This window comes from Paenibacillus hodogayensis, from assembly GCF_039536325.1.
GTDB classification, from domain to species: Bacteria; Bacillota; Bacilli; order Paenibacillales; family NBRC-103111; genus Paenibacillus_AB; species Paenibacillus_AB hodogayensis.
The window spans coordinates 264,023-282,422 of the sequence record NZ_BAAAYO010000002.1; the positions used below are offsets into that span (position 1 = coordinate 264,023).

13 protein-coding genes and 1 other annotated feature are annotated in these 18,400 nt (G+C 55.0%); of the genes, 7 read left to right on the plus strand and 6 right to left on the minus strand.

The features are described from left to right. Positions 1-109 precede the first annotated feature (109 nt). Both ABD796_RS06740 and ABD796_RS06745 read right to left on the minus strand, forming a co-directional pair. The gene (locus ABD796_RS06740; RefSeq protein WP_344904894.1) at positions 110-2,944 is read right to left on the minus strand and encodes an alpha-mannosidase; all 2,835 of its coding nucleotides are present in this window, start codon (positions 2,942-2,944) and stop codon (positions 110-112) included. A gap of 249 nt (positions 2,945-3,193) precedes the next feature. Beyond that, on the minus strand, positions 3,194-4,186 hold the full coding sequence (locus ABD796_RS06745) for an MraY family glycosyltransferase (RefSeq protein ID WP_344904897.1): 993 nt from the start codon (positions 4,184-4,186) through the stop codon (positions 3,194-3,196). A gap of 212 nt (positions 4,187-4,398) precedes the next feature. On the opposite strand from ABD796_RS06745, the gene ABD796_RS06750 reads away from it, so the two are divergent. Continuing rightward, positions 4,399-5,298 carry an AraC family transcriptional regulator gene (locus tag ABD796_RS06750; RefSeq protein ID WP_344904900.1) on the plus strand — a complete coding sequence of 300 codons (900 nt, stop codon included), beginning with the start codon at positions 4,399-4,401 and terminating at the stop codon, positions 5,296-5,298. A gap of 91 nt (positions 5,299-5,389) precedes the next feature. On the opposite strand, the gene serC is transcribed toward ABD796_RS06750, so the two are convergent. After that, complete coding sequence (gene serC, locus ABD796_RS06755) at positions 5,390-6,478, minus strand: 3-phosphoserine/phosphohydroxythreonine transaminase (RefSeq protein WP_344904903.1); 1,089 nt, start codon at positions 6,476-6,478, stop codon at positions 5,390-5,392. A 202-nt stretch (positions 6,479-6,680) separates the two neighbouring features. Here serC and thpR point away from each other — a divergent pair, with 202 nt between their 5' ends. Further along, positions 6,681-7,286, plus strand: a complete 606-nt coding sequence (thpR, locus tag ABD796_RS06760; RefSeq protein ID WP_344904906.1) for an RNA 2',3'-cyclic phosphodiesterase — start codon at positions 6,681-6,683, stop codon at positions 7,284-7,286. A 193-nt stretch (positions 7,287-7,479) separates the two neighbouring features. On the opposite strand, the gene trpS is transcribed toward thpR, so the two are convergent. Further along, the gene (trpS, locus tag ABD796_RS06765) at positions 7,480-8,478 is read right to left on the minus strand and encodes a tryptophan--tRNA ligase (RefSeq protein ID WP_344904909.1); all 999 of its coding nucleotides are present in this window, start codon (positions 8,476-8,478) and stop codon (positions 7,480-7,482) included. Between the two features lie 178 nt (positions 8,479-8,656). Then, positions 8,657-8,987, minus strand: a binding site (T-box leader). A gap of 170 nt (positions 8,988-9,157) precedes the next feature. Between trpS and ABD796_RS06770 the strand changes: the two genes are divergently transcribed. The 3 genes from ABD796_RS06770 (at position 9,158) to ABD796_RS06780 (ending at position 15,183) form a co-directional block, all read left to right on the plus strand. Then, positions 9,158-10,258 (plus strand): SGNH/GDSL hydrolase family protein, encoded by a 1,101-nt coding sequence (locus tag ABD796_RS06770; protein ID WP_344904912.1) that lies wholly within the window; start codon positions 9,158-9,160, stop codon positions 10,256-10,258. A gap of 48 nt (positions 10,259-10,306) precedes the next feature. Next, positions 10,307-11,737, plus strand: coding sequence for an MBOAT family O-acyltransferase (locus tag ABD796_RS06775; protein WP_344904915.1), 1,431 nt, complete (start codon positions 10,307-10,309; stop codon positions 11,735-11,737). 344 nt (positions 11,738-12,081) lie between these two features. Next, positions 12,082-15,183, plus strand: a complete 3,102-nt coding sequence (locus tag ABD796_RS06780; protein WP_344904919.1) for a glycosyl hydrolase family 28-related protein — start codon at positions 12,082-12,084, stop codon at positions 15,181-15,183. Positions 15,184-15,367: 184 nt separating this feature from the next. Here the strand turns inward: ABD796_RS06780 and ABD796_RS06785 are convergent, their stop codons facing one another. Then, on the minus strand, positions 15,368-15,511 hold the full coding sequence (locus ABD796_RS06785; protein ID WP_344904922.1) for a hypothetical protein: 144 nt from the start codon (positions 15,509-15,511) through the stop codon (positions 15,368-15,370). Between the two features lie 225 nt (positions 15,512-15,736). Between ABD796_RS06785 and ABD796_RS06790 the strand changes: the two genes are divergently transcribed. Then, positions 15,737-16,048, plus strand: coding sequence for a hypothetical protein (locus tag ABD796_RS06790; RefSeq protein ID WP_344904924.1), 312 nt, complete (start codon positions 15,737-15,739; stop codon positions 16,046-16,048). Between the two features lie 61 nt (positions 16,049-16,109). Here ABD796_RS06790 and ABD796_RS06795 read toward each other — a convergent pair whose 3' ends face one another. Further along, a complete protein-coding gene (locus ABD796_RS06795) occupies positions 16,110-16,760 on the minus strand; it encodes a TetR/AcrR family transcriptional regulator (RefSeq protein WP_344904927.1) in 651 nt (216 codons plus the stop codon). A gap of 136 nt (positions 16,761-16,896) precedes the next feature. On the opposite strand from ABD796_RS06795, the gene ABD796_RS06800 reads away from it, so the two are divergent. Then, positions 16,897-18,396: an MDR family MFS transporter gene (locus ABD796_RS06800; protein WP_344904930.1), complete on the plus strand. Its 1,500-nt coding sequence runs from the start codon at positions 16,897-16,899 to the stop codon at positions 18,394-18,396. Positions 18,397-18,400: the final 4 nt, after the last annotated feature.

An 18,400-nucleotide genomic window follows, 5' to 3' on the forward strand; every position in this document is an offset into this window, starting at 1 on the left:
ACCTCTGCTTCACGAGCAAAGGTCGTCTTTTCGTATTATTAGGTCAGCCAGAGTGTTCTGGTTGGCCCCTTTGGGGGATGTTCGGCCTCCCGCTATTGGCGGGAGTTCTCTAGTCGAACTGAAGAAGGATAGCAACGGACGTATAAGCGGGAACGGCAAAGGAAACGGTGTCCCCCTCCACAACGGCTGGAGAACCAGACTCTACGGGCTTCTCGTTCGCATCGACGCAATACGCCCGCGTCGCCGCCCTGAACAGACGCAGTTTGGCGGTCGTCGGCAAGCCCTCGGTCTCGTAAACGCGTACCACCCATGCCCGGCCGCCGTCTTCTGCCATTTTGACCGACGACACGGCAACGGAGCCTTCCAGCAGCTCGATAAAGCCTGCTGCGAGCGGCCTCGTGCCGGCATGTGGCGTACCGGATAGTACGTTCAACGGATGATTGAGCCGGCTGGCCGTCTCGATCAGTTCTCCGTTTACCCGATCATCGGTTAGACATACGGACAGACGGGTCCGGTGATGGTTACCGAGTTCGGGATAAGGGTCGGGATCGAATGAGCTGCGGATAAGCGAAACCGCCAGCGAATCGTCCGTGCCGCGAAATCCGTATTTGTTGCTCGTTACGATCATGACCGCCGGTTTCTCCGCCTCTCCCCGAACGCCCAAAGCCCAGCTGTTGCCCGGCACATCCATCTCGAGCGGCTGGCGCTCGACCGTACCGAATGGCACATCGTACCGGTAAGCCGTGCACTTGTAGCCGAGCGGCCAGTGAAAATTCAATTGCGGTATGGCGGTTTCGGCTTTGCCGGCCTCTTGCCAGTCGCATTCCGTCGCGAAGTCGAGGCGTCGGCTGCTGCGGTCCAGCGAAACGGTTACGTTCAGCTTCGATCGGCCGAACGAAAGTTCGTAATGGAGCGATTGCCGGACGCTTCCCGCTGCTCCCCTGCGGATTTTCACCCTTTGATGCAAGGAATGAATGTCCAGGTAACGGCCTACTTGCCAAGCGGTCATCCCTCTGACCGGATCTTCCTCGATAAACCTAAACAGCCCCGCCGGACGCGAAGCGTCTACGAGCTCCTCGCCCGTTGTTTTATCGATCAGCGAGACGACGGCGGCGGTGACCGGATGAAATTCCGCCCGCAGGCATTCATTTTCGAGAACAAGCGGCTCTTCGCGCTCGACCAAAGGCTCGACGGGCATTTTCGGAGCCGAAGATCCATCTCCCTCCTCAATCGTATACGTGCTGTAGCCGCCAGCCGGCGCCTTGGCATACAGAAGCAGTCTCGTATAGTCGTGGCCCCAGTAATAATGGTGGCCTTTATCGACAAGCTGGTAGGGCGTCTCACGGCCTTCGCCGTCCCGGACGCACAACGTCTGGATCGGGCTTTTCCAATCCCACAGCACGACTTCCACCGCTTCCTCGCGCTCGCACAGCGAAGGGTTGAACAGGTGGACGATCCGCTTTCGCCCGCGTCCGCGCTCCACTTGCCCCGGCTTGAATTCGCGAATGCCGAAGCCGACGCCCGCCCCTTCCGAAACGGAGCCGCCGTCGCTATCTCCGACAAGCGAGGAAGTATCGATTCCGGCGGCGATGCTTTCCAACGCCAGCTTGCGGCTCGCCCCCGCCGCGGCCATCGTTTGCTGGAACAGCCCGAGCGCATGCTCTCTCGTTTCCAGAACGCCGGAGCCCGGCAATATGTCGTGGAACTGATTGAACAGGACGTTTCGCCACGCCTCCTCGAACGCATCCCGGGGGTAACGCTTGCCTTCCGCCAACGATGCCACCGCAGCGAACGTCTCCGCTTCGTTCAAAGCCGCTTCGCCAATCCGGTTGGCCGTCTTTATCCGCGACTGCGACGTGTAGCAGCCCGTGAACACGAAGTTCAGCTCCCCTTCCACGACAGGGAGCCGATCAGCCAAAGGCTCGGCGAGCCGGAAATAGTCCGCGAGCGTACCAAAACGGATGCGCGGATAAACCGGCCAATCGTTCATCCCGATCAGGCGCTCCAGATCGCGCCTGGTCGGCCCGCCTCCATGATCACCGACGCCATACACATTCAGATGCGTCTTCAATCCGGTCTGGCGGCAAAGCTCCGGCACGTAGGCGCCCAGCATCGGCTGGACGGTGTCGTTGTACCAGGTCGGCTCGCGGTAGACGATGACCGATTGGCCGGACGGCGCTTTCCAGCGGTACAGCACATGCCCGTCATACCCCCGGCAATGGTAATAGTAGCGGACGCCGCCTGCGGCCAGTATATCCGGCACGTTGACGCTGTGGCCGAACGTATCCGGTTCGAAGTCGAGGTTCAGCGAATCCGGGTCGATTCCGAGCAGGCTGGACAAATACCGCTTCGTATACAGCAAATGCCGGGTCAGGCTTTCTCCGCTAGGCATGTTCTTGTCCGCTTCCACCCAGTGCGATGCCGTCACTTCCCAGCGTCCTTCGCTCACCCTCCGCTTGATCTCTTCCAGCATATCCGGCGCATACTGCTCCACGATCCGGTAAATCGACGCCTGCGACTGGGAAAACGTAAACTGCGGGTATTCGTCGAGCAAATTCAGCATAGTCCGCATCGTATCGAGGGTCACCGACACGGTTTCGTCCCACCCCCACATCCAGTTCATGTCGATATGGGCATGGGCGACGCTCAAAATTTCATAGCTTTTGGCCTCCGAAGCAAGCTCCGCAAGCAGCTTCTCCGCCTCCAAAGCGGTATTTCGGGTCAGAACCGCTTCTTCGGCTATCCGGCTCTCCACCAAAGAAAGCGCTTCCTCGATCGTACGGTCAAACCGTCCGTCCTGCACTTTCGACAACTCGTGCGCAAAAACGAGCTGGGACAAAATTCGTTCTCCCCAATGGCCGGGCGCGCTTTTGATTTTTTCCTCCCAGTAGCTGTTGGGCGCGCTGCCGAGAAGCACGCGGAGCCGGGATTCGATCGTTCTCATGGCCATCCTCCTTTTCATTTCCAAAAGATATAAATATCAATATACTAATATTACAATAAAAATATAACCCCTCTTCAATACGAAGTAAAGGTATTTTTCGCATTATTAAAGCCGTTTTTACGCAATCTCAAATTAATGTCTCTATTTCAAAATTGGTATATTGATATTTTTATAGAGACGAAACAAAAAAAGCCCCGGGTTTCCACTCTTGCGGGCCCGGAGACTTTGGAAACAGGGATACGATTCCCCCTACACGTTCAACAGCAGCAAAATGATCGACATCATGCTCAGGCATACATTAACCAGCCATAGGAAAGCAACCACCTGCTTCGGTTTCATGCCCGTGGAGAGCAGCCGGTAGTGAGCCTGGCTGGCATCGGCCTGATAAATCGGCTTGCCTTGCCGAAGCCGGCGGAACACGACAAACAGATTATCGAAGATCGGTACGCCCAGCGCCAAAATCGGAATGAGCAGCGACAGCATCGTCGCTTGCTTGAACGCCCCGTCCAGCGCGATCACTCCGAGCATAAAGCCGAGAAACGTAGCTCCGGCATCCCCCATAAACACTTTCGCCGGCGGCTTATTATAACGCAAGTAGGCGATGGCGACCGCTACTACGATGATCGCCATCATAGCCGAGTCGGACTGTCCTTTGGCCAGAGCGACTACGAAGAGCGTTCCCGCGGATATGGCGGAAAGCCCTCCGGCCAGGCCGTCCATTCCGTCGGAAAAGTTGATGACGGTCGTTACGCCGAAAATCCACGTTACCGTCAAGACGAGCTGGAGCCATTCCGGCAGCATGACCACATCGCCCGAGAACGGGTTGGAGAAGCCGTAAAAGACGATGCCGGACTTGTACACCAGATAGGCGGCCGCTACCTGCACGATAAATTTCGGCAAAGCGGGGAACTCCTTGCGGTGCGTTTTGTACCAGTCGTCGATCGTACCGATTCCAAGCACCATGAAGGAGCCGGCCAAAATGGCGATCGTCTGGCTCGTCTCCTCGCGCGCGAACAGTAAAAAAGCGCATACAAAGCCGGTAAAGATGGCTATGCCGGCCGTCAGCGGGATGGGCTCGCGGTGAATTTTCCGTTCGGCGTCTTCGCGGGGCTTGTCCACAAAATCGATGCGGAACGCCAATTTGCGGAGCGGCGGTATAAGAATGAGCACAATAGCAAATGCGACGAGAAAGGCGAATACATATGAAATAGAAATCCCCTCCAAAGAATGGGTTGACGGCATCTTTTCATCCATAAGGACGTATGATGCGGGAAAAAGGTTCAAATTGTCGGCAAGACGAGAATTATGATATAATTTTGTATACAAGTACAATACCGGTTCTGATGTTGAGCCGGGAATTCCGTACGCCAATCGGCCGCGACATTCCCGCTGCCGCTTCCGATTGCCGCCTTTTCCGGTTCGCGAATAGGAATGGAAAACAAGGAGGAGTGCGCATGGCCGTCTTTCCCCAGTATCAGGACGCCAAAACGGACGATCGCTTTCGGCTCGGTCAGCAAAAGGGCTCGCTGCCCTTCTACGTGTCGTACAACAAGCCCGGCGCCCATTATCCGATGCACTATCACGACTTTGCGGAGCTCTCTCTCGTGACGGAAGGTAGCGGTACCGAATCGATCAACGGGCTCGTTCACAACCTGAGGCCCGGTACGATGTCGCTCCTGCTTCCCCATCATATTCACGAGCTGCGCAGCGACCCGGCCTGTCCGGTCAAGCTGTACAGCTGTATGTTCGATATTACGATCTTGTCCGGCAATCCGTACGAATCGTATTTAAGCCGCTGGCTCCATAAAGTCGGTTCGGAGCTGCCTTCGTTTCATCATTTTGAAGGCGAGACGCTCGACGCCATCGCGCTGCTGATCGGCCAAATCGTGCGCGAATACGAGGATGCCAGGGTCGGCCGGGATGCGGTGCTGCGGGGCAAACTGGTCGAGGCCGTCACCCTCCTCTTGCGCGCCGTGCTCGAAGGCCAGCCGGTCGAAGATGTCCGGCAGAGCGATCCGGGCATCCGGGCATGGAGCATTATGCGCTACATTCACCTTCACTATAACGAGCCGATTTCCCTGAATACGGTATCGTCGCATTTCAACCTGCACGCCTCGTATGTCAGCCGGACATTCAAGGAGCATACGGGAAAAACCGTGGGGGACTATATGCACGAGCTGCGCATCGCCCGGGCAGCGACCTTGCTAACGGCCAGCGGGATGTCGATTACGGACATTTGCATGGAGGTCGGCTACGACAGCTACCGGACGTTCGCGCGCGTATTCCGGCAGCATCGCGGCATGTCTCCCTCGGACTACCGACTGTCCCGTGACAAGCCGGTCATCTCTTCTTAACCTTTCCTCCTGCCGCTAAAACAGACAAAGACGGAGCCTGTCTGCCAGCAGCGAAAGGCTCCGTCTATTCGTTTAAGCAGCTATGGAAGCATTAGCCGTTGCGGCGGCGGAAATCGTTCATAAAGTCAGCCAGCGCCTTGCAGCTTTCGTAAGGAACCGCATTGTAGGTGGACGCCCGCATATGGCCGACGTCGCGATGACCCTTCAATCCGACAAACCCTTGCTGCGCCGATTCTTTAATAAATTGGGCCTCCAGCTCCTCGCTGCCCAGAGCGAACGTAATGTTCATCAACGAGCGGCTATCCGGCTCGACCAGTCCGCGGTAAAATCCGCCGCTGCCGTCGATGGCGTCGTAGATCAGCTTCGTCTTGTCGCGGTTGATCCGCTCCATCGCTTCGAGGCCGCCCGTCGCTTTAATCCATTTCAGCACCAGATTGGCGATATAGACCGAGTAGACCGGAGGGGTGTTATAAAGCGACTTGCTTTGGGCGTGCGTGTCGAAGCGCAGCATCGTCGGCAAGTTTTTGTTCGCCCGCTCGACCAGCTCGTCGCGCACGATGACGACCGTGACGCCGGAAGGACCGAGATTTTTTTGCGCCCCGGCATAGATCAGCGAAAACTTCGACACATCGGTCGGACGGCACAGGATGTCGCTGGAGAAGTCGCCGATCAACGGAACGTTGCCCGTATCCGGAAAATCCGCGAATTGCGATCCCGCTATCGTCTCGTTGGAGGTCAAATGAATGTAGGCCGCCTCCGGTTGCACATCGATTTCCCCTAGCGCAGGCATACGGCGAAAGCCGCTCGCTTCGCCCGTCGCCGCCACGTACGTTTCCCCGATGCCCTTCGCTTCCTTATACGCTTTGTCCGCCCAGCTTCCGGTCAGCACGTAGCCGCCCGCTTGTCCGGGCTTCAGGAAGTTCATCGGAATCATCGCGAACTGCGTGCTGGCTCCGCCCTGCAGGAACAGCACCTGATAGCCGTCGGGAACGCCGAGCAGCTCCTTGACGAGAGACTGGGCTTCGTCGTTCACCTGCTCGTATTCTTTGCTTCTGTGCGAAATTTCCATGATCGACATACCGATTCCGCGGTAATCGACAAATTCCTCCTGAGCCTGCTGGAGCACCTCCAACGGCAAAGCAGCCGGTCCGGCGTTAAAATTGTAAGCCCGTTTCGTCATCTTAACCCTCATCCTTTCCCATATCGGCGAACAGCTGAACAATTCCCGTGTCGCCGCTTGTCCCCGCTTGTCCAATATCGCTATGATAGCAGTATTCGTCCGGCCGTTCAATAAGAGCGGCAAATTTGTCCTAAAGATGTCTCAAATGGAGTAAACGCCGTTCGAATCCGGTTATACTTTAGATGAAGGTGGTGCTCACACGATGAACCAATCGACAGATCCCGCAGGCCGCGCACGGCTTTTCGTCGCCCTGCCGATCCCAACCGACCGACAGGCGAACATCGAAGCCGAGATGACGGCCTTGAAGCGCAACAGCCAGTTTGCTTTTAAAAAATGGGTCCATCCGGCCGACCTGCATATTACGCTGAAATTCATCGGCGACGTTCCGGACGAGGCCGCCTCTCTTATCGAAGCAGCGCTGGAGCGCGTAGCCGCGCGTTCCACTCCGTTCCCGCTGCGGCTCTTGGGAGCAGGCACGTTCGGCTTGACTCCTTCCCCGAAAGTGCTGTGGATCGGGGTCGGGGGCAAACAAGAGCCGCTCCGCTCGCTGCAAAGCGACGTGGAGCAGGAGCTGTCCGCGCTTGGCTACGCCCCCGAGCAGCGGCCCTATGCCCCGCATATTACCGTAGCCCGTCAATATGCGGGGCAAGCGCCAGCCTCGCTGGAGGGTCTGGAGAAGCTGTTCCCGGACGAGGCCGGGCCGGCGCACGAATGGGCGGCCGACCGGCTCGTGCTGTACCGCACACGTCTTGGCGCGGTGCCGATGTACGAGCCGGTACGGACCATCGCCTTTCACGCGGGCGGCTGACACGGCCGGCGCTTCTCCCGCTGCCGCTCGGATGAGCCGCTACAGCATGACGTTCGCAGCCGGCTGCATTCGCCGTCGTATTCGACAGCATACGGCTCAGCGCCGCTTCGTCCTCGTTCGACGGCAATCGGCCGGCTTCTCTCGACAACGGCAAGCGGCCCGTTTCGACAGCGCGCAAGCGCTATTTTTCGACCTACAGCATAAGCAGCCCCATCGCTTGCCGTACCTCGGCGATTACGCTCCGGGCCGACTCACGCGCTTTATCGCGTCCGATCCGCAATATGTCGACCGCATCGTCCTCGCTCAAGCGCATATGCCTTTCCCGGAACGGCTCGATTACAGCGGAGAAGCTGTCGGCGAGCCGTTCCTTGCACTCTACGCAGCCGATCCCGGCCGCGCGGCATGCGCCGGCGATGGCCGCCCGTTCCGACTCTCCGGTAAAGAACGTATGAAGACGGAATACGTTGCACCCCTCGGCCGTCGGATGCCCCGGCTGGCTGCGGTAGCCGCGCAGCGGATCGGACAGCGCCTTCCGCGTCTTCTCCCCGACTGCGGCGCGATCGTCCTGCAGGCTGACATAGGCGGCTGCCCCGTCTGACTTGCTCATCTTCCCTGCCCCCGATAAGGACGGGATGCGGGCCGCATTGTCGAGCAGCGGCTGGGGCTCGGGAAACACGTCCCCGTACAGCTGGTTGAACCGTCTGGCAATCTCGCGGGCCAGCTCCAGATGGACAAGCTGGTCGTCTCCGACCATGACGGTTTGCGATTTGAACAGCAAGATATCGGCGGCCATCAGCACCGGATAGCCGACCAGGCCGTAGTTGACGTTATCCGGATGGCGCTTGGCCTTCTCCTTGAAGGTCGGCACCCGCAGCAGCTCCCCAAGCGGCATAACCATGCTCAAGTACGTGTGCAGCTCGCAAATTTCCGCCGCGAGCGAGGATTGCACGTAAAGCGTGCAGCGCTCGGGATCGAGCCCTCCCGCCAAATAATTGCGCGCCGTGCCGATGACGAACCCGCGCAGGTCGTCCGGCTTCGGGTGGGTCGTCAGCGAGTGGATATCGGCGATAAAATAGCGGGCGTCATAACGCTCCTGCTGCTCCACAAGCCCTTTCAGCGCGCCGTAATAGTTGCCGACGTGCAGCTCTCCGGTCGGGCGGATGCCCGATATCAATCGATTGGAACTAATCATCGAAATCCCTCCATTTGGTTAAACCTCTGCCGCATCTGCGGCTTGCATATGTTGCTTTTCTGCCTTTTCGTCTAGGAATACGTCGCCACCAGCCATCGCTCACAAGCGATCACTCCTTTTTTCACAATTTGCCCCGCCTATCGGATGAAAAAACAAAAAAGAGCCCCCCGTCCCGGTAAAAAAGGACGGAGAACCCGCGGTGCCACCTTTGGTTAGTTTGCGCACGGCAAACTCGCTTTGTGCGGTACGGACAGACTTCCGGACTACGGCTCTCCTGACCCAGGAGCGCTGCCGTTCTATGCCGTCTTCTGTCGATACCGTGCCTGTCGGATATCGGGCAGGCGTCCCGCCGGAGCCTAAGCCGTCCCGCGCGGCTCAATCGCCGCCTGCGGAACCGTTCGGTCCGGTCGCTCGGAAGTCCATTCAGCATGCCGTCCGCACCGGTTCGCACCTTCCACCGGCTCTCTGACGCTTTCGTCATGCTTACTCCTCTTCTTCATCGCGAATGTGATGTAATTGATTATTATAACGAAATGTATCATATTTTTCAAGGCTTTTGCCCATGAAACTTTTTGCCAAATTCTGTCCGTTTTCAAAACTTTTCCGCGATCCTTGACGTCTAACTCATGTTCGGACACAATAGTAATATTGATCTTGGAAACGGGTGAAACGCACACACATGAAAGCTGTCAAATATGTCATTGTCTACCTCATCGCCTTGCAATTGCTGCTGCCTCTAGCTTTCTCGCTTCCCGACGTGTACCACAACCGGATGGATTACAAACTGATGCTCGACAACAATAACATGCACGACATCGATGCCGTGCTTCAGCAGGTCAAGCGGGACATCGACAAAAATGCCGGCGACGATTACATCATCGTGCTGGGCGATTCGATTTTCTACGGCAGTCCAGGCAACTCCGACCAGCCGTTCAACGTCTTCCTGCAGCAGAAGCCCGGTGCGCCGACCATCTATAACTTGGCTTTCCCGGCCATGCAGATCGGCGATTTTTACGCGATGCTGCTCAAGCTGGACCATTTCGGCATCGGCACCGACCGGCTGCTGTTCAATATTCGCTACGCGAGTTTTATTCCCCGCGAGCCGGGACCGCGCGGCGTGTTTTGGCTGGCCGAAGACTTGCGCAAGCTCGATCCGGAGGCGTACCGGCACATTTTGCCGCAGCTGGAGGCCGCGGATTTCAAGACGCCGGACGATCCGTACGCTTATTTCCAGAGAGCGCTGCACGAAGACTGGCTGCCGCTGCTTTCGCTTATGCGCTATAAGGACTATTTCCGCGATAACCTGTACGAGTGGTGGCTGACGACCGTACGGCGGCAGCAGCTTCCGGACGACGCCTTGGACGATTCCCGTGCCTGGTACATCAAGAAGGAATGGCAAGAATCGCTGGGAATCAACTACAACGAATTTCTTAGCGATCCGCAGTTGGTCGCGAGCTTCACGGACAAGCCGTTAGACTTGACCGAAGCGAACTGGGACGTCTATTTCCTGAACAAAATATTGGCCCGCCAGCAAGGCAAGCAAACCTGGGTCGTTCTGAGCGGCACCAACCACGACCTGATGAAGGAAGCAGTGTCCAAGCCCGGCTACAAGACGAATCTGGATGCGATCGACCGGATGATGGCAACCAAAAATGTCATTTACATCAATATGGAGGGCGTAATGGAAGGTGACTTCTTCTCCGACCATACGCACTTTACGCCGGAAGGGAACGCCAGACTGGCCGACCTGCTATGGCCGTATGTGCAGCAACGAAAATAATAGCGAATGCCAACGTCTTAAGAATTCCGACCGGATAGGAGAACGACCATGCTGTTCCACACTCCCGAGTTTATCGCCTTGATGCTCGTTTCGCTAGCGCTCTACTACGCGTTCCCGCGCTGGCGAGTTCCCGTGCTGACCGTGGCGAACATGATATTCTACGTCGTAGCCGGAGTAGGCAATCTGCTGCTGTTTCTGGCGATGACCGCTTTTACGTATTTCTGCTCGAAGGCGCTGCAAGGACCGCGCGGCCGCTTTTTTCTATGGTTCTCCATCGTCGTCAACGTGGCCAACCTGCTGTTTTTCAAATATACGACGTTTTTAATCCGCTCAATCGAGAATACGTTCTCGGTCCAGTTGTTGACGCAAGACTCGTTCATGCTGAAAATCGTCCTGCCGATCGGCATTTCCTTCTATACGTTCCAGATGATCGCGTACTTGGTCGACGTGTACAAAAAACGTTGGGAGCCGGCCCATTCGCTGCTGCGTTTCTGGGTGTTCATCTCCTTCTTCGCTCATTTGGTCGCAGGCCCCATTATGCGCGGCAAAGAGTTTATGCCGCAGATCGACAATTTAACCAAAATCCGCTTCAGCGCGGGCAACTTCCGGCTGGGCGCGTTTTTCCTGTCGCTCGGCATCTTCAAGAAGGTCGTGTTGGCCGATTACATTACGCCGCACGTCGACAGCTTTTTCGCGAATACCGCCGGGCTGTCCGGCTCCGAAGGCTGGGTGGCCGCTTACCTGTTCGCCTTTCAGATCTTTTTCGACTTCTCCGCCTACAGTGAAATGGCGCTTGGCATTGCCTACTTTTTCGGGATGGAGCTGGCGGTCAACTTCCGGACGCCGTATTTGAGCCAAAACCCGACAGAGTTTTGGCGCCGCTGGCATATTACGCTGTCGAACTGGATCAAGGACTATATTTACATTCCGCTCGGCGGCTCGCGCAAGGGCGAAGTTCGACAATATACGAACCTGTTCATTGCCATGACGATATCCGGCATTTGGCACGGCGCCTCCTGGACGTTCGTCGCCTGGGGGATGTTCTACGGCGCACTGGCCACGATCCATAAAATCTATATCATGCTCAAGGAAAAGCTCGGGCTGCAATCGCTGGACAAAAGCCGCATTTATCAAGGCATCGCCATTATCGTCTTTTTTCACATCACGTGCATCGCCTGGGTGCTGTTCCGGGTAAACGGCCTGCGCGAAGCGCTTTCGCTCATTGGCCGCATGCTGTCTCCAAGCGCGTTCAATCCTGCTCATTTCGCCGGGCTGCATTTTTTCCTGTTCATCGTGGCACTGCTGTTCGCGCTGCATATCGGCGAATATTTCCTGCACCGGAACCGGTCGGAGCTCGGCGTCTGGTGGCACCGCTATTTTCCGGCTCCCGTACGGGCCGTACTGTATACCGCCATCGCCGCCATTCTGATCCTCTACTTGAAGGGCGAGCAAAATACGTTCATCTATTTTCAATTTTAATAGGCCGGCCCCGGGGAGGCCACTGAAGAACTACTAAAGTAAAGGCACCTTACTCGTATTCAACGAGCAGGTGCCTTTTTTCTATGTTTCTCCCCTATCTTTCCAGTACCTTTTAAAGGTCACCTAGACTTTCTTGAATGGCTTCATTTTTATCAGGGGTATTTTTACATCGGTCAAAATTGACAAAATACCGGAACATTTGTTCCTATGGGATAATTATAGAAAAGGAGGTGGAGTCCTTGCATAAAGGAAATGAAGCGGCAGCAGTTCTTTTCGCATCAGCGAGACGGCGCCTTGTCCGTCAATAGACAAGTACCAATCAAACAAAAGGAGTGTGTAAACGAATGGACATAATCGAACGTGCTTTAGAGCAGGATGCGCAGAATTACGCAGTGTCCAACACGTCGCTGCTGAACGTTAAGGAGTACGGTCTGATTGGTGACGGTGTTGCAGACGATACGGCCGCTATCAAAGCGCTCGCTACCTACGTCAACGCTAACTCGGCTACATTAGCTGGCCTGTACTTTCCTCCCGGCATCTATAACGTTGGATTGGAAGACCGTTTCTCCTTGTTCCGTATCAGTAATTCGCTCGGCTTTACGATCAAAGGAGCGGGCGCATTCATCAGGCGGACGATTGACCACGATCCGGATCAATACGCTTGGTTGTTCAGCTTTTACAACAGCTCCAGTATAGACATCAACGGCTTAAAAGTAGATTCCAAGTTTACCAAAGACCTTGCCGAGGACGTTGACGATGGAACGAACAGGGGTTATATCGCATTTCAGTTTGTGGACAACAACAAGAATATTAACATAAGTAACGTGGAAATTGTCGACAACTACCGCCTGGCTAACTTTCAAGGTTCCAACGCTACCTCCACCAATAGGGACATAACGATCAAGGGGCGGGCCGTAAGATGCGAATACGGCGTAAATTTCCAAAACTCTGGAGACAACGCCAAGATCCAAATCTACGGCGAACATTGCCACCGCATCTATTACATTTACGGGGTGAATAACCACCAAACTCAGGTGCACTCCTATAATCCGCGTACCGTAACGGCTATGATAGGCGCTGAGGATAAGGACACCTATAACATCCAGTTAAAGGCGACTATACACTACACAAACGACCCTGCTCACATGGCTAAGAGCGGCGGCCAAGTCGACATATACCCGCAAGCTAGGTCAGGCAAGACCACTGTCGGTAACGTTAACAAGTTGGACCTGGACGTAACGGTCATAGACACCGGAACCACGTTACACTCCTACAGACCCGTGGTAAGTTTCGGCAGTAATAAAAACCACGGAGCCGTTTTAGACCCCGGAGGCATTAACAATGTTACCGTGAAGGCCGACGTACGCGGATGGAGAGGTAACGCGCAGTATAGACCGGCTATAGGGTTTGCGGAACTTACCGGTTATGACGCTGACGGCGTACCCCAGTTCCCTACGAACTCCAGCGGAAATTGGGTTGAGCCGAAATTGTCTGACATTACCATCGACGCTGTTGTGCACACGCGAAACGCCGGGACTTCGCGCAAGAACACTATGGAATTATCGATGTCTAAGCTCACCGGAATGTTCCGCGTTAACTTCTCCGGCAACATGAGCCCGGACGTCCGGAACGTAGGCACGACCGGTAAGATTATCTTCGAGAATATTAACTTGACGACGGAAGCCGGTATGGTTGGCAACGGACCGCCTACGTTGAACCACGATTACATCAAGAACAGCGTTAATCACGTAATCAAGAACCTATACGAGCAGACGCCGGGCACGATACCGGCCGCGACCAAGGTTAAGTACCTTCAACGCGATATGTTGAACGTTAGGGACTTCGGAGCTAAAGGCGATGGAGAAACGGACGACACAGCCGCTATCCAAGCCGCCATGAACGCATTATCGGGCGGCGGTACGCTTTATTTCGACAAGAACCGTACGTATCGTATCTCACGTGAATTACGTCCGATTGCGAAAACCGTCATAGAGGGAAATAACGCTGTTTTGAAGCGTATCGACGAGGTGCGCACCACCACGACTACCGCCGTTTCCACGACGACTGGTGCCGCCTTCTCCTTCACTGTAGCGAACGTAACCGGATTCCGAGTAGGTCAGCGTGTAATGCTGATCAATGGTACTACCTATTCTCGCGATAACCTGGAGATTAGGTCCATTACAGGCAATGAGATTACTGTGTCCAACTCCCGCAGTGGAGAGACTTTTCCAATCGGAACGGTTGTGCAAACGGCAACGTATATGCTAATGCTGCCTGCTGACGGAAGCGTTCAAAATTTGCGGTTTGACGGAAACCGCGCTAACCAAACAACGGCGCGTTGGGACCATCATTACGAGCTTATTATTTCCGATCGGTGTAGCGTACGGGATTGTTATTTTGTAGACGCGCCAGCGGACGCAATCCTTGTCAACGGAATTCACACAAAGATCGTAGGTAACTATATCAATGGTATCGGCGGAAACGGCATCCACTTTAGCGGGGCGACCTACTCGCTGTGCCGGGACAATTACGTGGCAAATACCAACCTCAATAATACGGTGGGTCATGATGACGGGGCGATTATTCTCTCTAACCTGTGCGGTGACTTGGTGATTGATGGAAACTATATGGAAAACTGCAAAGCGGGTATAGGGTCCGTCGATTACGACGGCAACAGCGATTTGACGATAACCAACAACATCATTCGCAATGCGACGACACAAGCAATGGACATTGAGCGTGTTGCTCCGGACGGTGCGCCGCGCAACCTAATCATAACGGGCAACCGCATTTACAACTCTGTTTATTTTGGGGTTAATAACCGTTCAGCCGGGCTCACTTATGCAATCAAAAACGTAGTTGTCGCCAACAATTACTTTTTTGACACACGAGTTCGCGTGATCAACAGCGACCATATTGTACTGTCCGATAATGTGATTGAGTACACGGGGAGCAACTGGGCAGTCGAGTTGAGCGAGTCCTCCAACATTGTCGTAAAAGGTAATCTGATTACTGGCGGAACGTACGGCATTTACGTACAAGGGGCGTTATGCAAAAGCATTACAATCACCGATAACAACATTGACGGCCAGAACACCGGCGGGGTATTTATCAAAGACACGCCAGTCGATACCTTGACGATTGCCGGTAACTCGATTACCAATACTGCAACGGCTCTTGCTGCCTACACAGGCATCACGCTCAAGCCAAAGGTCTTTGCAACGGGCAACAACATTACGCTGCTGCAAGGGGCGTCCGGCATCGCAACGGCGAGCGATACCGTGACAGCGAACAACAAAATCATTACGCCGAATGGGGTGCCTAGTCTTAATGTAGCCGCGGGGCAGACTGGTACGGTCATGCAAAGTAACTACACCAATCGCGCGATATCCAAGCCTGCCGGGGATACAAACCCCGACGTTAATAACGTCATTATTGCAAATTAAAGCTCCGGGAAATCCGAGGCTCACTGAAAAAACACGTTTTTCCGTTACGAAAAGACCGTTTAAAGCCATCCCAGGCCAAAAACGGTCTTTTTGCATCATTGTAAGAAGGGAGAGGACTTTTTACTGGCCTCCCCCCGGGGCCCGCTTTTGCTTGTAGTTGCTATCCGCTCACTTATGCTCTGGCTTAAATTTGGCTTTCGATCGTCGCGCAATATTGCTTGATTTTCGACACTTCGTTGCGGATCGCGTCTTCCGTCACCATGTTTTGCAGCTTGCTGCAGCTTTCTGCGATTTTTTGCGCTTGCTGCTTCACCTGTTGGCTTGCCATCGGTTTCACCTCCTGACGTTCCACCCGTTAGCCTGTGTCACGACAGCCCCCGCTATTCGCCCTCCGGCTTATTTTACAGGTAAAGGATACGAGTAGGGTGTCATCATTCCGCCATGAAGTTGACTCGATTCCGACATAGCCCGCGGCCCCAGTCCGAAGCGCTGCAAGGTATAATGAAATCAGGAAGTTCCCACGATGGGTTACCTTGCACAAGGAGGGATCAGGATGGAAGCATCTGTAAACACTCGCGAAGAAACGCTGCGTACGGAAGAACCGGCTGTATTCGATCCATTTTATGCAGAGTTCAAGCTTGCCGACGATTTGCCGCAATGGCTAAAGCTCCGGTACGACATATGCGCCTTGCTGGAGAAGCTGATGGCGAGCAAACATCTGTTGAATCCTGCCGACATCGACATTAGTATGAAGGCGATCAACGACCGTATAGCCGCTTACAACATTCATGTCCCCAACGCCTACTTATGTAAAACATCCATAACCCCGGATAATTGGATCGAAGAATATGAAGCTTGGCAATAAAGGCCTTTCAGGAGCTCGGGAGAGAGCTCCTTTTTTTGTTGCTTCGCAAGCCTCCACCCTTTTACAAGCCCTTCACAAAAATCCGGCATATCCCTTCCATGAACCGCTTCTTGTCATACCCCAGCACATCCCGGTGATACAAATATTGATTAGGGCTAACGGCGACCAGCAATGTATTGACCGTTAAAGGAATGTCAATATCGCGAATTTCCCCCTGCTCCACGGCGCGGGCAAGCAGCGGCTGCAGCAAATCGTGCATGGTCCGGAAGAAAGGCTTTTGGTAAATGGTGTGGCTTTTTTTCTCGACGTACATCGAATGAATCGTATGCAGCAAAGAAGCCTTCTGATCGATGAAATCGATCGACAGGCTTATAATGTCGGACAGCTGCCGCATCGCCGGCGTGCTCGGATCGGCTTCAGCCACACTCTCCCCGAGAGATTGCAAAAACGTGTCGACCGTCGTTTGCATAAGATCACTGCACACCTCACCCAGATGCGCATACCGTCTGTACAACGTTCCTTGGCCGACGCCCGCCTCCTGGGCGATTTGATACATCGTGACGCACTCCGTGCCCCTTCTCTCGATCAGGTCGCTGGCTGTAGCCAGAATACGCCTACGGTATTCCGTGTCGCGCTCCTCGCGACGGCTGCCGGGCGCTGCGGATTCCTTGGTATCCGGCAGTGTGTCTTGCTCGTCATTCGGTTGTTTCATGGCGAATCCTCCTTACAACAAGCTTAACCAAATAAACAATTGACATTGCGGACAATTGTCCGTAATATGATGGTTGCGGACAATTGTCCGTTTCCATTATACCATAGACAAATGGATCGGGTAAGGAGGAGCAGTTATGAGTCAAGCAGCATCAGCCGGAGGTTCGGTGCCGGATTTTAAGATTTCCAGTATTATTGTGCCCCTTATCGCCATTATATCGGGCATTTTCATGGTCATCCTGGACTCGACGGCGATGAACGTCGCGCTGTCGAAGCTCGTGATCGACTTTCAGACCGATTTGCCTACTATCCAGTGGGCCGTTACCGGCTACATGCTCGCAACAGCCGCCGTTATTCCTTTAGCCGGATGGCTGTCGGACCGTTTCGGAGCCAAGCAGGTGTTTTTATCCTCTGTCGTGTTGTTTACGATCGCTTCGCTGCTGTGCGCTACTCCGAACAGTGCGGGAATGCTGATCGCCTTCCGTATTTTGCAAGGGCTGGGCGGCGGATTCGTCATGCCTGTCGCCATGGCCTACGTGTACCGGCTTAGCCCACCGAATAAGATCGGTCAAGTGATGGGTATGCTCGGCGTACCGATTTTGCTGGCGCCGGCGGTCGGACCGATTTTGTCCGGCTGGCTTGTGGAATACCATTCGTGGCACTGGATTTTTCTGATTAACTTGCCTGTAGGAATCTTCTCCTTCATCTTCGGCTTGTGGAAGCTGCCGGCTGCGGCGCGCAAAAAAGTTGCCGGGTTCGATTTGCCTGGCATGATACTGGGGCCGATCGCCTTCGCGGCGCTGTCTTATGGCGTTACGCAAGGGGCTGAAGGCTGGACGTCGAACAAAACGCTCGCCGGGCTTGTTATCGGTGGTCTGGCGCTGATCGGCTTCATCATCGTTGAGCTTCGGGCCAAAATCCCGCTGCTGGAGCTGCGCGTCTTCCGTTCGGTTGACTTTTCCTTCGGTATTTTCGTGCAATGGGTGCTGCAATTTTCGCTATTCGGCGCGATTTTCCTGCTGCCGCAGTTTTTGCAGCAAGCGCGCGGTTACGGAGCGTTCGATACCGGTCTGACGCTGTTCCCGCAGGCGCTGGCTTCAGCGGCGATGATGCCGCTCGGCGGGTATTTGTTCGATAAAATCGGCGTCCGATGGCTCGTCGTAGTCGGCCTGAGTCTCGTCTCGGGGGCGATCTACCAGTATTCGCACGTGGACCTGACGACCGAAGGAAGGGATCTGCTGATTCCGCTGCTTATGGCCGGCGGGGGCATGGGGCTGATGATGATGCCGCTCAACTCGCATCTGATCAGCAAAGCGCCACGCGATCTGGTAAGCCGGGTCACGTCCTTGACGAGCGCCATGCAGCAGGTCGTCAACTCCTTCGCCGTCGCCACCTTGGTGACGATTCTCTCCTCGCGTATGACCACGCTGATCGCGGACAATCATGTGCAGGCGGCCACGCCGGCCGAAATGCAGAAAGCGATGCTGGCTCTGGCACCGGACGCGTTTGGCTACACGTTCAGCATCATGCTCGTCATTGCCGCCATCGGTATTTTCCTCGGGCTGTTTCTGCGCCGGAGCAAGGCACAAGCCCAGTCCGTCGGGGGCAAGGAAGTCGGACTCGAAGGATTGCATTAAGGCA